This is a genomic window from Fundicoccus ignavus (assembly GCF_009659375.1).
In the GTDB taxonomy this organism is placed as follows: domain Bacteria; phylum Bacillota; class Bacilli; order Lactobacillales; family Aerococcaceae; genus Fundicoccus; species Fundicoccus ignavus.
Map to the genome: position 1 here is coordinate 71,465 of NZ_WJQT01000006.1, position 14,278 is coordinate 85,742.

The following is a 14,278-nucleotide window of genomic DNA, read 5'->3' on the forward strand; positions in this document are numbered from 1 at the left end:
GACGGCTTTTTGTATCATATTCTGCCAAAGGAATGTTAATGACTGCTTATGAAATCCTCTGTCAGCAGGTTTCTTTCAAAGACTCGATTCGTATCGATGCGCGTGATCTCGACCTCCGATAAATCGGTTATCGCTCCTGTAACCTTTCCTTTCGCTATGACCTGTCGAATCATATCCCCATCCGGGAAATACCAATAAACGCTGATACTATTGGAGAAAATTTCATGAGAAATCTTGGCATAATCGCCCAAATCTTCCGTTAGCTCTCCTAGCAAAATGGATGGTTTTTCTGTTTCATCCGCATTCTCTTCTGCTTCTTCACCTAGCTTCAAGCGTTCATTGAAAACCTGGAGCGAATTCACTTTATTCGAATAGGCCGAGTTGTTGGAGCTAAAATCAAAACCTGCCCGCTTCCGCCTTTCCACACTACTTAAATACGTTTGCCCACCACTCGTTCGAGAAAATTTAATCGCTACGTATTCCTCTGGTGAAAATTCAGCTAAGCCATCGTCATAATAGTAAACAGGCGAATGAGTCCCGAACCAACCAGCCTGCTTCACCACTCGCGTCGGCGTCAAGTCGGTATAATGCTCCTCTACGATTTCAACGGAAACCATAGGGCGATCATTAGTAGTGGTTACACCGTACAGTGCAGTATACTGATTGACAGCCTCCAGAAACAAGTCATTTAACTGTTGTTCATCGTATAGCGCTTGCGTAAATTCTTCCGTCACAAACTCTTCAATGGCTAACACACTTTCATGAAAATTCAAAACCATATCTTCGATATGATACTGATAGACTGTTTCCACGCCATCAATCGGTTCGTTGGTAATCACCTGATCCGGCTCACCAAACATCTTTTGGATATCCTCCAATAACACTTCCGTCTTCTTGCCACCCTGCATCTTATCGAAGGTCGGTGACTCGAAATGCTCATCCAATATTTCCAAACGTTCATTCAGCTCAGCTTTCGAAGTGACGACTTCCCCTTGATAACGCTTCACTTGTTGCGTATACTCGCGCCCAGCCTCTAACACCGGACTCGTATACTTAAACCAAGAAATAAAGCCATACACCCCAAGCACCACTAACGCAATAAAACCCGCACAACCAAGCAAACAGCCCTTTAGTCGCTTATTCATTTAACCACCTCTTTTTCTCTTATATCCTATCACATGTTCGCCCAATTACAGATTAAATACACCTCCTGCCAGAATACGAAATAGATTATTTTGCGTAAGTTAACCTCGAACTAGTTCGAGACCGTTTAGCAGTTTTAACTTGATTATATCGCTTTATTTTTGCTGGAATATTTAACATAGATCAGCGACTTGTTTTCCAAAGCGGTACAAAGGCAAGCCATCGTTACTAACAGAATAGCTTGCTCTGACTATTAATAAAGAAAGCAAAGTAGACAGTGCCTAGCCGATTGAGCTGGAAAAGCACGAACGTCATGCTCATCAATAAAGCTTTGAGAGCGACCACCGCCTTGGAAAACAACAAGCTGAACGTAGTACAAAGCTTGATAAATCAACATAGAACTTATAAAACCTTATATTATAAAAAATCAGCCTCTCGCTAATGACTAATTAGCGAAAAGACTGATTAAAGTTAAATTTATTTAGTTAATAAAGCTACTACCTCAACATGTGGCGTTTGGCCAAATAAATCCACTGGTTGAACAAATTGTAATTTATAACCCGCCTCAGAGAATAATTGACAATCACGTGCGCATGTTGCTGGGTTACAGCTTACATAAACAATTTTCTCTGGCTCTTGATTAATGACTGCTGTAACAAAGTGCTCATCTAAACCTTTGCGCGGTGGGTCAACTACGACAACATCAAATTTCACGCCTAAATCATTCCAGCGTGGTAACCATTCTTCTGCTTTACCTGCTTCGAAGATCACATTATCTAAGGCATTTAATTTCGCGTTTTGTTCAGCCATCTCAATGGCTTCTGCAACAATCTCCATTGCATAAACATGTTTAGCATGTTTTGCTAATGACAGACTAAGCGTTCCAATTCCACAGTATGCATCTAACACTGTTTCTTCACCCGTTAATCCTGCAGCATCGATTGCTGTTTGGTATAACACTTCAGCTTGTGGTGTATTCACTTGGTAGAATGAGTTAGGTGAAATGCGGAAAGTCATATCTAACATTTTGTCTTCAATGTAATCTTTACCCCATAAAATTTTATTCTCAGGTCCAAGGATTACATTTGTCTGCTTCGTATTAATATTCTGAACGATGCTGACAACATTAGGTAATGCTGCTTTGATTTTCTCAACAATGTATTCTTGTTTTTCTAAACGTTTTTGATTGATGACTAATAAAATCATCATTTCACCTGTATAATGACCACGTTTCACAACGATGTGACGAACCACTCCACGGTTAGTTCTTTCATCATAAGGACGTACACCTTCTTCACGTAAAATATCGCGAATTGTGATAATCGCCTGATCAATTTCAGCATGTTGAATGTAAAAGTTTTCTACTGGCACTAAGTCATGGCTATTACGACGGAAGAAACCTGTTTCCAATTGTCCTCTGACACTGCGCACTGGGATTTGTGCTTTGTTACGGTATTCCCAAGGGTTTTCCATACCAAGTGTTGGTTTCACATCAGCATCAACAAAGTGACCAATTCTTTGGAAAGCTTGTTTAACAACTGATTGCTTATAGTTTAGTTGTGCAGGATAACTCATATGTTGTAGAGTCATTGTACCGATTTGACGGCCAATTGCATCCGTGATTTCGACACGATCAGGACTCTCAACAAGTATTTTCTGTAAGCGGCCGTAACCAAATTTCTTGCCTGCTTTCGTAATATTGAAAATGATTTCTTCTCCCGGAATGACTCCTTCAACGAAAAATGGGAAATCATCAATTTTTACAACGCCTGCTCCTTGAGATGTTAAGTCAACAACAGTACCTTGTAATTCTTCGTTCTTTTTAAATATACGCATTTCTTTCATAATTAGCTCCTAGCTGTTCTATTTGTCACCCTATTGTACCAAACTTAAACAAAAGTTACTCGATTCTAAATAAAAATTAATAATATATTTTCACAACATTTTTGTTCGCGTTTTCAACAAAGTGTCATGACATCAACGTTTTAAACTTTATTTATATTTTTAACTTCACAAATTTGTGCAATCCATTAGAAAAAGTTGTGTTTTTATTGAATTTTTTACTAGTGCATCTTTTCACGTTCTGTGCTATAATACATTCAGAAACAATTTCGAGGAGGAAATTTTGTGAAAAAGATTAAATTAGTCGGGTTAGGTTTAGTTGCTTCATTGTCATTGGCTGCTCCAGCAGTTTTAGCAGGGGTAAGTGGCTTGGATTACACTCCAGCAATCGTTCAAGCGCAAGAAGATGGCACAGTATTGAAAGTAGCTTATTTAGCTGCTCATGGTGATCGTTCATTCACATCCGTTGCAGTATTAGTCAAAGGAGACGTTATTGTTGATGCATACCTTGACGAGTACCAATATAGCGAGGGCTATGAAGGTGTGCCAAACTCAGATGCAAGTTTTGGTGAAGCTTTCCCAGAAGGCCTAGTCTTAGCAAGTAAAAAAGTTAACTCAGAAGCTTACTCAGCATCTATGGCTGAAAAAGCTGGCTCAACAGTTGCTTATGACGAAAACTTAGCAGCTATCGAAGACTCAGTTAAAGGTAAAACGTTTGAAGAAGTAGAAGCTTTAATTGGTGAATTAGATGCCTTAGGTGAAGATGGCAATGTTTCTGATGTTGTTTCAGGCGCTACTTTAGCAGATGCAAGTGGATACGTTGGTGCTATCTTGGAAGCAGCCAAAACTGGCATGGAATTCCCAGCAGCAGCAACAGAAGCGGCTGATTTAGAAATCAAACAAGTTTTAGCAGCACCACATGGTGACAAATCATTTGCCTTAGTCAACGTTGTTCTTGATGGTGACGTGATTGTTGCGGCTTCTTTAGATGAATTCCAATTCGTTGAAGGTGATCAATGGACAGGTGTTCCTAACTCAGACGCTGCATTTGGCGAAAACTATCCAGAAGGAAGCACTTTAGTTTCTAAATTAGTAGATAGCGAAGGATACTCAGCTATGATGAGTGAAATTGCTGGTTCAACTGTTTCTTACTATGACAACTTGCAAGCTGTAGTTGCCTCAGCAGTTGGTAAAACAACTGAAGAAATCTCAGCAACAATCGAAGAATTAAACGGCTTAGGCGAAGATGGAAATGTTGCGGATGTTGTATCTGGTGCTACTTTGGCAGATGCTGCTGGTTACTTACAAGCAATCTTAGACGCTGCAGCAAACTAATTAATTATTAACTATTCATCCAACATAATTTATAGTTGAAAGACGAACTCACTTGGGTTCGTCTTTTTCGTAATATATGGGGTTATAAGTTTTATATTGATTCACCAAGCTTTGTACTTCAATCAGCTAATTCTTTTCCAAGGCAGTGGGCTCTATCAAAGCCTCACGCTTGCGAGGGCTTTGATAGCTCAATCGGCGAGTTTCCTTCGGATGAATTAGATCAGATGTGATTAGACTGAATCGGATTTAATTTTTTATCAATAGATTGAATATTTATTGGATTATATTGATAATTCTAAATTCAATGTTCAAACTCAGCATTTGAGTTTAATGATTTACCCCTTCAATGTTCAAACTCATTAGGGCCTCCTGAGTAGAATGACTTCTTTTAAAAAACGAAGTCGCCCTTTTATTAGTCTTTTCGAGCAATTGTCTCTTATGAAATATTCAAACTATGTCTGATTCCTTTAAATTTCATTTAGCAGTTTTATTGTAATAATACAACGAGACAGTTATTGGAAGGCTATGCGTAGCTCAGCGACTTGTTTTCCAAAGCGGTATTAAGGGCAATCGGCGTAGCTTGGTGTGACTTTGAGCGCAGCGAATTAGACACACCCTAGCCGATTGAGCTGGAAAATCACGAACGTCATGCTCATCCAATAAAACAACAAAAGCTCCAACAACGCCCTTATACAAGGCAGTTTGCTGGAGCTTTCTGACATTAAATTAACCTTTTAAGAAACGTGTTAAGAATTCTTTTGTACGTTCTTCTTTTGGATTACTGAAAATTTCTTGCGGTGTGCCTTCTTCGGCAATAACGCCTTTGTCCATAAAGACAATACGATCTGATACATCACGCGCAAATTCCATTTCGTGCGTCACGATAATCATCGTTAAACCTGAATTGGCTAAATCGCGCATTACTTTCAATACTTCGCCAACCATTTCAGGGTCTAATGCTGAAGTTGGTTCATCGAATAACATGACATCCGGTTGCATGGTTAAAGCACGTGCAATCGCAACCCTTTGTTGTTGCCCACCTGACAATTGACTAGGACGAGCATTGATATATGCTTTCATTCCTACTTGTTCCAAGTGTTTTAGCGCTAACGCTTCTGTTTCAGCTTTTGATTTACCTAAAACTTTAACAGGACCAACTGTACAGTTACCCAACACATCTAAGTTATTAAATAAGTTGAACGACTGGAATACCATCCCAATATGACTACGGTATTTCGTTGGATTATATTTACGAGCTAATACATTATCACCACGGTAATTAATTTCGCCACCGGTTGGATCTTCAAGTAAATTGACACATCTTAAAAGCGTTGATTTACCAGAACCTGATGAGCCGATAATCGAAATAACTTCACCCTCGCTGACCGAGAAATTAATGTCTTTCAAAACCTCGTTCGTTCCGAAAGTTTTACTTAAATGTTTGACTTGAATAATTTCACTCATGTTAAACACCTACCTTGTCTTCGATTTTAGCCACTTGATTTTGATTACCGCCGACTAATTGGAAGTTTACGTTACCATCCATACGACGCTCTAAACGACCTAAAATCCAAGTTACTGTATAAGTTAAGATGAAATAAATTACTGCCGTTACTAAAAATGTACCAAAGAAGTTAAAGTTGTTTGACGCAATCGTGTTTGATGTAAAGTATAACTCGTTAACTGAAATAACATTCAATACTGAAGTATCTTTAATATTAATCACAAACTCATTACCAACTGATGGTAAAACATTACGGAAAACTTGTGGCATTACAATTTCTTTCATTGTTTGCCAATGAGTCATCCCAATCGCGCGTGCTGCTTCAAATTGTCCTTTATCAACCGAGATAATCCCACCACGTACAACTTCTGACATATAAGCCCCTGTGTTAATCGAAACAATCAGAAACGCAGCCTGTAATGATGTAATATTCCATCCCCATAAAATTGCCGTACCATAGTAGAATACCATCGCCTGAACGATCATCGGTGTTCCACGGAAAATTGAAATATAAGCATTCAATAACCAGTTGACCACTTTAAGAAAGACGTTCTGTCCTCTACTCTTTGAGGCTGGAATCGTACGAATAACGCCGACTAAAATCCCAATACCTAAACCAATAATCGTCCCTGTTAAGGAGATTAGCAGTGTATACCAAATCCCTCGCATATAACTCTCTCTGTTATTTAGAAAAATTTGGAGCATGTCATTTAAAAAATCTAGTGTTCCCACTTTTCTGCCTCCAATAATTTTAACTTTTACGCATCCAATAATATGGAAATTATACCATACCTCAGGCCTTCAACCAACCTGAAACTGATGATGCACCAACTAAATATTTTAACAAGCATCTCTCATAAAATCAATGGTTATAATACTATCCAACAACTTCTCGCTTCACTCTGTAACCCTCAATTGAAATATATAAAGAGAATCGTTAACTCCAAAGATGAATTAAATAAAATAGAAGCCTGCCGGTTTCCCCCAGCAAGCTTCAACTCTCTATCTTTACACAATTAACATATCATTTTCATCAAATTCCCAATCAGGCCCATAAGCAACTTCCCAATAAAAGCCGTTCAATTCCTTGAAATAACCTCCATAGCCGCCCCAACTCGTAGCTTGTGGTGCTTTAATCATTTCAGCCCCCGCTGCTACAGCTTGTTCCATTACTTCGTCTACTTCAGCCTTTGACTTGCCATTATAAGCTAATGTAACACCTGTAAAGCCAGTAGGCGCCGTCAATTCTTCTTCACTCGCAATATCTAAAATTAACTCTTCAACAGGAAATAACGATATTTTAGTCCCTTTATTTTTGAAAAAAATCACGCCAGGTTGTTCTTCATTACCAATAATCGACACATCAAACCCTAGGCCATCTCGGTAAAATTTGAGTGACGCTACCATATCGCGTACACCTAACGTTAGTAAATTTAATCGATCCATTTTCATCCGAATGTCTCCTTTTCATTAATAGGTTTCACATCATCCTTAACCGCAAAGTAATGCCCTTCTGGATCGGCAAAATTAAATACATGTCCCATTGGCATTGCCACTAATTCACCAACTGTGATGCCTTGATCACGGAATTTATAATATAAAGCCGTCGCATCAGGTGTTTGAAACATTAAAGAGGGTGTCCCTAAATTTAATTCGGGTGACTGTTGTGCAATGACTGCACGATCAAATAACACTAAATGCGTCTGACTGTTTTCACTCGCCGCAATTTCAATAAAATGCATTTCTGAATCAACTAGCGATTCTTCAATTAAGTTAAAGCCTAACTGGTTTATCCAAAACTCTTTCATGATGGTTACATCTTCAACATATATCATGACTTGTATTAATTGTTCAATCATCGTCGTTCAATCCTCTCTAACTTAGTATCACTTGCCTCGGAAACCTCTCCTGCCAGTCTTAGGGTCGTATTTTGGAAGACATACAGTGAGAGTAAAAATAAACAACTGCCTGTAAAAATCAACATCCATTCTATCTTAACTATGTCGGCTAAAGGTCCGAATACTAACATCCCTAATGGCATCATGGATGTTTGAATCATGCCTAGTACACCGAATACGCGGCCCAAATAGGCCTCTTCCACGTTTTCTTGAATAATGACCGTCGATGGCGTGTTGAAAAATGGCATCATGATACCGAAAATGCCCATCATTGAAATATAGGGCCAGAATGGTGTGAGGACGCCCATCAAAATGGTGCAAATCGAAATCACAACTCCCGAAACGGCAATGGTCACCATTCGATTACTAAAGCCGCCCCAACGCGTAATTAATGCTCCCCCTAACAACATTCCGATGGAAAATATCATTTCAAGTGCAGATAGACGCCAGACTTCTTCGCCATAATTGCGCGTAATTTGTAATGGGGTTAAGAAAGAAACCGGCGCCATCAGAATAAACATTACCGCAAATAACGCAAAGAAAACTTTTAGAAAGCGATGCGTCACGACATACCTCAAGCCTAGTTTGAAATCTTCCCAATACGACATTTGTGCTTCTGATGAACCTTGCGTTCTTGCAGGAATTTTTAAGAAATAGTGTAAAACAACGATCGCAAAAACTGCCGTCACAACATCAATCATGAAGATATTTGGCATCGTCGTTAGACTAAGCAGCCCCGCACTCAGCATCGGTGAAATGAACATAATCACAGCCTGTAAACTAGCATTCACACCGTTCACTTTGGTTAATGCTTCTTTCGGTACAATCTGAGGTAAAATCGCACTAATCGCCGGGCTTTGCACACCCCCACCAATCGCCCTCACCACAGCCATCACTAAAATTAACGTATTGGACCCATAGCCCATATAATACAGAATTGCTAAGATGAAGGTTGCGAATGCAATGCCACCGTCGGATAACATGATTAACCATTTACGGTCATAGCGGTCAGCCCATACCCCTGCAAATGGTGAGACAATAAACATTGGTACAAAGCCACAAATAATATATAAAGTCATCATAAAGCCAGACTCCGTATCCAAAGTGATATGCCACATCATCGCATACTGCACCAAGGAAGAACCCAATAATGTTAACGCCTGGCTACCTAAGAAATAAGCTGCTTGTTTGACCCATTTAGGTTGATTTATAAGTTCTCTCATAACACACCCTCTTACCCTAAGTTATCCAAGTAATAATCCGCTTTCATTATGACATATTCAAATCTTACTGCCTAGAAATATCCCTCGTGAGGTTGGTGAAAAAAGGAAGAATGAAAGCACCGCAACAAACTTTGATTCAGCCAAAATATTACACACCAACACCGTTATCGTGCTTCACTTTTCTAAACTGAGACATGATTACATGCCAATCGTGCTCCACTTTTCTAAACTAAGACATGTTTAAAAGCCAATCGTGCTTCAATTTTCTAAACTGGAACACGATTAAAAGTCTATTGTGCTGAAATTTCTAAGCCTTCGTAAAGATTTTGAGAGCGTGTAAGATGATCAATTTACAAATTCAATTCAATTCATCCTAAACGTATCATCTTTAGTGAAACAAAACCTCCATAAGTTAGATTTTCATCTAATTCATGGAGGTCAATAAAGTATATTGAGATTTTTTAACTTTCCGTCTTATTATTTTATAAATTCAGCAGCTTTTGAACCAGCTTGGCGACCGTAGATAATAATGTCCGCTACGGCGTTACCACCAATTCTATTCTGTCCATGTAAACCACCTGAAGCTTCACCCGCTGCATATAGACCTGGAATTACTTCACCGTCTTCATTTAATACTTCAGCATTGGTATTGATTTTCAAACCACCCATTGTGTGGTGAATACCTGGCGCAATTTTAATGGCATAATATGGCGCTTCTTCTAAACCAATCGACATACCTGTTGTACGGCCAAACGCTTCGTCAGAACCCGCTGTAACACTTGCATTCCAAGCATCTAATGTCGCTTGTAATGTTTCAACCGGCACTTCAATTTGCTCCGCTAATTCTTCAATAGTATCCCCTTTAACTACTAAGCCCATTGACTCATATTTATTAATGGCAGTGACACGACCTTTTAACGCTTCATCAAACACAACATAAGCGTATTGCTCAGGCAAGGCGATTATCGCTGCTGAAACATTATCACGAGTATCTAACTCATTATGGAAACGTTCACCACTCTGGTTGACCAAAATTCCGCCTTCTCCACGCACAGCTTCAGTAATTAAATAAGAAGTTTCTTGCTCAACAGTTGGGTGAATTTGAATTTGTTCCATATCCACTAAAGCTGCTCCTAATGCTTGAGCCATTGACAGTCCATCACCAGTAGCTCCTTCATGGTTCGTTGTAACAAAGCCATCTAAATCAGAATTATACTCTGTGACCATTTCAAGATTTCCACCGAAACCACCTGTTGCGACAATTACAGCGTCTGCTTGAACTTCAACAGTTTCACCATTGATTTCAACCTTAACGCCCGATACCGCTCCATCTGTTTGCAGAATTTCCACAACATTTGAATTAACAAACAAAGGAATATCTCGTTCTAGAACATTTCGAATTAAGCCATCCACTAAATATTCACCAACAGCAGATCCATCAGCTGGACGGTGAGTTCTCTCAACACTCATACCACCAGTAGTTGTTAAATTACTCAAAGTAATCCCCATTGAATCCAACCAATCGATGGCACTCGCTGAGTTATCAACAAAGTAACGGAGTAGCTCTTGATCATTCGTTTCTTTACCACCTACAAGTGTTTCATCAAAGAATAGATCATTACTATCTTCTATACCTTCTGCTTCTTGGAATTTAGTCTCAGAAGCATTCATTCCTGCGGAAGATTTTAATGTATTCCCACCAGCTATTGGCATTTTTTCAAACACAACAACATTAGCACCTGAATCTTTAGCCGAGATAGCCGCAGCCATTCCGCCACCACCAGCACCAATGACAATAATGTCATATGCATCTGCTAGTTCAGCTGGATCCGTGTATTCATAAACATTTTCACTCGCACCTGATTCAACATCTGTGTCAGATTGCGCAGCTACTGTACTTAAACCATAAACACCATTCAACATTCCTGCTAAAACCATCAGTAATGACATCAAAATTTTCGAGAATTTCTTCATCTTTTATTTCCCCCTCATTTTCTATCGGCGATTAATTACTACTAAAACAACCAAATAACGAAACACCTTAATGCTCATTCATTCACTTGTTGTAGTAAAAAAAACGACTCCAACAAAATATTCTCCTCAACCAACTGTCAAGACACCTTTATTCTATCTTTTATATCAAATAATTTCAACTACTTTCACTCTTTTAGTAAACGTTCATTGTTCTTTTGTCGTTTTTTCACAATGTCAGAAGTTTATCACTTTACATAATAAAGTAGCCGGATAAAGCATCTACAAAAAGTTTCTTAATCCGCATTGTTAGAAAAATTAGTATGATGAGTGAAACACAAATAAACACTTAAAATCAGAAACCCTCGGACGAGTCTGAGGACTTTAAATTCCGTCTAGCAGTTTTAACTTGATTATATTGCTTTATTTTTGTTGGAACACTTAACGTAGCACAGCTTATTGTTTTCCAAAGCGGTACAAAAGGCAATCGGCGTAGCTTGCTCTGTCTATGAGCAAAGCGAAGTAGACAGAGCCTAGCCGATTGCGCTGGAAAAGCACGAACGCCAGTGAGGCTTTGAAAGCGACCGCCGCCTTGAAAAACAATATGCTGAGCGAAGCAAAAATAATCCCTTAAACAAAAAAATCACCTACCCTTCGCGAGTAGATGATTGAATGTTTTATAAATTAATTAGCACCTGGTTGAGTGTTAATGGCTTTTTCCATAATTTCTTCACGTTCTTCATCAGAAATTTCAGCTAAAGCTTTATTGATTTCTTCTAATAATGGACTATCTTTTTTAAGACCCACTGAGATAGTTGCGTCTGCTTCTGGTACATCGAATGATGGATCAAGCAATACATACGTGAAATCAGCTAAAGCGTTTGTTGCAGAAATTGCTTCTGGAATTTCTGAAACATAAGCATCGATACGTTTAGATTGTAAAGCTACACGCATTACTGGGAAAGCATCCATGGCTTGTTGAATATTTGCACCTTCTAATTGTTCTAATAAAGCATAATGTAATGTTCCGAGTTGACCTGTTACTTTAGCATCTGCAAAATCACTGATTGATTTAGCTTCAGCATAAGCAGAATCTTTTAACATAACCATTGCGAATTGAATACTGTAGTATGGATCTGAGAAGTCGATTACTTTTGCACGTTCTTCTGTTGGAGACATACCTGCAATAATCATATCAATTTTGCCAGATTGTAGAGCTGGTAATAATCCTTCCCACTCTGTTTTAACAATCACAACTTCACGACCTAAAGCTTCACCAATTTTACGCGCAATTTGTACATCATATCCATTTGCGAAATCGGGCGAGTTTTGAATAGCGACTGCATCGTTGCTATCATCAGATTGTGTCCAGTTATATGGAGGGTAAGCTGCTTCCATACCTACCAATAAGGGTTTATCGTCTTCAGCTTTAACGAAAACTGTGCTAGTTGTTGCAGAAAATGACAACAGAGCAACAAGTGAGACTAAAAGCATTTTTAAATGTTTTCTCATAAATCTATCCAACCTTTCATTTATACATGGAAAAAGTATAGCAATCTTTGTAGTCGATTGCAATGCTAGAAAGTCTAAAATTTTCCTAAGTAACAACGTCCTTTCAGTCCTTAGACTGATTATCTTGGATTTCAGTTGCCAAGTATTCAAGAGTTCGTTAAACTGGAGCTAGAATGCATCTGGCAAAGGAGTCTTGACGTGAAAGTTTTATTATATAGTGAACATTTAGATAGAATTAAAAAATCCGGCTTAGGCAAGTCCATTCAACACCAAATGCGTGCGCTCGAATTAGCTGGTATCGAATTTACAACAGACTCGGACGATGAGTTTGACTTATTGCACATCAATACATATTTTCCGAAATCCAGACTTTTCGCTCGCAAAATACGCGAGAAAGGAACTCCTGTAGTTTATCATGCGCATTCAACCGAGGAAGATTTCCGCGATTCATTCCGTTTCTCTAATCAAATCGCGCCCCTCTTTAAACAATGGATTACACAATGTTATAAACTCGGAGATATTATTATTACGCCTACTAATTATTCAAAAAAAATACTGGATACTTATGAATTAGAGACAGAAGTGGTCGCTATTTCCAACGGTATCGATATGGAACGCTTTAATCCTATAAAAAATGCGCGCGAAAAGTTCCAAACTCAATATGGTTACGAAGAAAATGACTTTGTCGTAATGGCAATTGGTCTTTACTTAAAACGGAAAGGAATTTTAGACTTCGTTGAATTGGCCAAGCGAATGCCTGATGTCAAATTTATTTGGTTCGGCTACACTGATCTGTCCCTGGTGCCTGATGAAATTGAAGAGGCAGTCGAGACAGCCTTACCGAACTTACACTTTGCAGGCTATGTCGATAATCAAGACATTCTGCTGGCTTTGCAAGGTAGTGATCTATATATCTTTCCAACGCATGAAGAAACGGAAGGTATTCCTGCGATTGAAGCTTGTGCCTCTAAAGCCGATTTCATTGTCCGTGATATTCCCGTCTTCGATGACTGGCTAATCGACGGAGAGACCACTTATAAAGCGAAAGATATCAATGAGTTTGAACAAAAGATTCGTGCTTTCAAGAATAAGGAACTACCTTCTTTAACAGAAGCTGCCTATCAAGTTGCACTCGATCGTAACTTGCCTGCAATTGGCGAACAATTACGCGAAGTGTATGAGAAAGCTTATGAATTAGCGAAACAACGCCATAAATAAAACACAGCACTAAAAAAATTCGCCCACGAGTCCTCTTAACTTGTGGGCGCTTATTGTTTAAATCATTTAATGAGATAATACGGTCATTTGATTCAAAGGCCAGTAAATAGCTAACAGCTCAGAAAGAATATTAGCTTCCTTAATCGTTCCTAATTGTCGACTGTCGATAGAGTTACGACGATTGTCCCCCAGTACAAAATACTCTCCTTCAGGGATTTTTTCAATTAAGAAATCCCTTGTCAATAATGACCATTCTTCCTTCTTGTCATTTAGGTAGGACTCTGGAACGAATTTATCATTAATATATAAGCAATCATTTTTATACGCTATTTTATCACCTGGCAGACCAATCACTCTTTTTACATAGTATTTATTAAGCTCAGGAACATCGATAATCACGATATCAAATCGATTCACTTCAAATTGATTTGTTCCAATCACCCTTTGTCCATCTTGTAACGTATAATCCATAGAAGCTCCATCGACTTCATACAATGGAAAGAACAGTCTAGAAACTATAAAGACCAAACCTAACAAAATAAACAACTTATTTTTCAGCAGAATTTCTTTAACGATGCCAACTCTTCCTCATATTTGGTAATACCAAATTACTTTCTAGAAACAACTTAATA

At 38.6% G+C, this 14,278-nt stretch carries 12 protein-coding genes; 2 read left to right on the top strand and 10 right to left on the bottom strand.

Annotation, left to right across the window (positions count from 1 at the left end):
* Positions 1 to 35: 35 nt before the first annotated feature.
* Complete coding sequence (locus tag GF867_RS06025; RefSeq protein ID WP_153832201.1) at positions 36 to 1,145, bottom strand: hypothetical protein; 1,110 nt, start codon at positions 1,143 to 1,145, stop codon at positions 36 to 38.
* 475 nt (positions 1,146 to 1,620) lie between these two features.
* Positions 1,621 to 2,988, bottom strand: a complete 1,368-nt coding sequence (gene rlmD / locus GF867_RS06030; RefSeq protein WP_153832202.1) for a 23S rRNA (uracil(1939)-C(5))-methyltransferase RlmD — start codon at positions 2,986 to 2,988, stop codon at positions 1,621 to 1,623.
* Between the two features lie 282 nt (positions 2,989 to 3,270).
* Here rlmD and GF867_RS06035 point away from each other — a divergent pair, with 282 nt between their 5' ends.
* Positions 3,271 to 4,320, top strand: a complete 1,050-nt coding sequence (locus GF867_RS06035) for a peptidoglycan-binding protein (protein ID WP_153832203.1) — start codon at positions 3,271 to 3,273, stop codon at positions 4,318 to 4,320.
* A gap of 726 nt (positions 4,321 to 5,046) precedes the next feature.
* Here GF867_RS06035 and GF867_RS06040 read toward each other — a convergent pair.
* The 7 genes from GF867_RS06040 to GF867_RS06070 form a co-directional block, all read right to left on the bottom strand.
* Positions 5,047 to 5,784 (bottom strand): amino acid ABC transporter ATP-binding protein, encoded by a 738-nt coding sequence (locus GF867_RS06040; protein ID WP_153832204.1) that lies wholly within the window; start codon positions 5,782 to 5,784, stop codon positions 5,047 to 5,049.
* A 1-nt stretch (position 5,785) separates the two neighbouring features.
* Complete coding sequence (locus GF867_RS06045) at positions 5,786 to 6,556, bottom strand: amino acid ABC transporter permease (protein WP_436718599.1); 771 nt, start codon at positions 6,554 to 6,556, stop codon at positions 5,786 to 5,788.
* A gap of 276 nt (positions 6,557 to 6,832) precedes the next feature.
* The gene (locus GF867_RS06050) at positions 6,833 to 7,276 is read right to left on the bottom strand and encodes a VOC family protein (protein WP_253940759.1); all 444 of its coding nucleotides are present in this window, start codon (positions 7,274 to 7,276) and stop codon (positions 6,833 to 6,835) included.
* Positions 7,273 to 7,683 (bottom strand): VOC family protein, encoded by a 411-nt coding sequence (locus tag GF867_RS06055; RefSeq protein WP_153832205.1) that lies wholly within the window; start codon positions 7,681 to 7,683, stop codon positions 7,273 to 7,275. Before GF867_RS06055 ends, GF867_RS06050 begins: the two co-directional genes overlap by 4 nt.
* Positions 7,680 to 8,945, bottom strand: coding sequence for an MFS transporter (locus tag GF867_RS06060; RefSeq protein WP_153832206.1), 1,266 nt, complete (start codon positions 8,943 to 8,945; stop codon positions 7,680 to 7,682). The genes GF867_RS06055 and GF867_RS06060 overlap by 4 nt, the downstream gene beginning before the upstream one ends.
* Before the next feature lie 477 nt (positions 8,946 to 9,422).
* On the bottom strand, positions 9,423 to 10,868 hold the full coding sequence (locus tag GF867_RS06065) for a flavocytochrome c (RefSeq protein ID WP_436718600.1): 1,446 nt from the start codon (positions 10,866 to 10,868) through the stop codon (positions 9,423 to 9,425).
* A 732-nt stretch (positions 10,869 to 11,600) separates the two neighbouring features.
* Positions 11,601 to 12,428, bottom strand: coding sequence for a transporter substrate-binding domain-containing protein (locus GF867_RS06070; protein WP_153832208.1), 828 nt, complete (start codon positions 12,426 to 12,428; stop codon positions 11,601 to 11,603).
* Between the two features lie 198 nt (positions 12,429 to 12,626).
* Between GF867_RS06070 and GF867_RS06075 the strand changes: the two genes are divergently transcribed.
* On the top strand, positions 12,627 to 13,646 hold the full coding sequence (locus GF867_RS06075; protein WP_366927769.1) for an LTA glycolipid anchor biosynthesis glycosyltransferase, IagA/BgsA family: 1,020 nt from the start codon (positions 12,627 to 12,629) through the stop codon (positions 13,644 to 13,646).
* A 66-nt stretch (positions 13,647 to 13,712) separates the two neighbouring features.
* Here GF867_RS06075 and lepB read toward each other — a convergent pair whose 3' ends face one another.
* Complete coding sequence (lepB, locus tag GF867_RS06080) at positions 13,713 to 14,192, bottom strand: signal peptidase I (RefSeq protein ID WP_253940760.1); 480 nt, start codon at positions 14,190 to 14,192, stop codon at positions 13,713 to 13,715.
* Positions 14,193 to 14,278 lie beyond the last annotated feature (86 nt).

Coding starts and splice junctions, on each gene's coding strand:
- GF867_RS06025 (WP_153832201.1), bottom strand. CDS start 1,145: ATGAATAAGCGACTAAAGGGCTGTTTGCTTGGTTGTGCGGGTTTTATT.
- rlmD (WP_153832202.1), bottom strand. CDS start 2,988: ATGAAAGAAATGCGTATATTTAAAAAGAACGAAGAATTACAAGGTACT.
- GF867_RS06040 (WP_153832204.1), bottom strand. CDS start 5,784: ATGAGTGAAATTATTCAAGTCAAACATTTAAGTAAAACTTTCGGAACG.
- GF867_RS06050 (WP_253940759.1), bottom strand. CDS start 7,276: ATGAAAATGGATCGATTAAATTTACTAACGTTAGGTGTACGCGATATG.
- GF867_RS06055 (WP_153832205.1), bottom strand. CDS start 7,683: ATGATTGAACAATTAATACAAGTCATGATATATGTTGAAGATGTAACC.
- GF867_RS06060 (WP_153832206.1), bottom strand. CDS start 8,945: ATGAGAGAACTTATAAATCAACCTAAATGGGTCAAACAAGCAGCTTAT.
- GF867_RS06065 (WP_436718600.1), bottom strand. CDS start 10,868: ATGTTGAATGGTGTTTATGGTTTAAGTACAGTAGCTGCGCAATCTGAC.
- GF867_RS06070 (WP_153832208.1), bottom strand. CDS start 12,428: ATGAGAAAACATTTAAAAATGCTTTTAGTCTCACTTGTTGCTCTGTTG.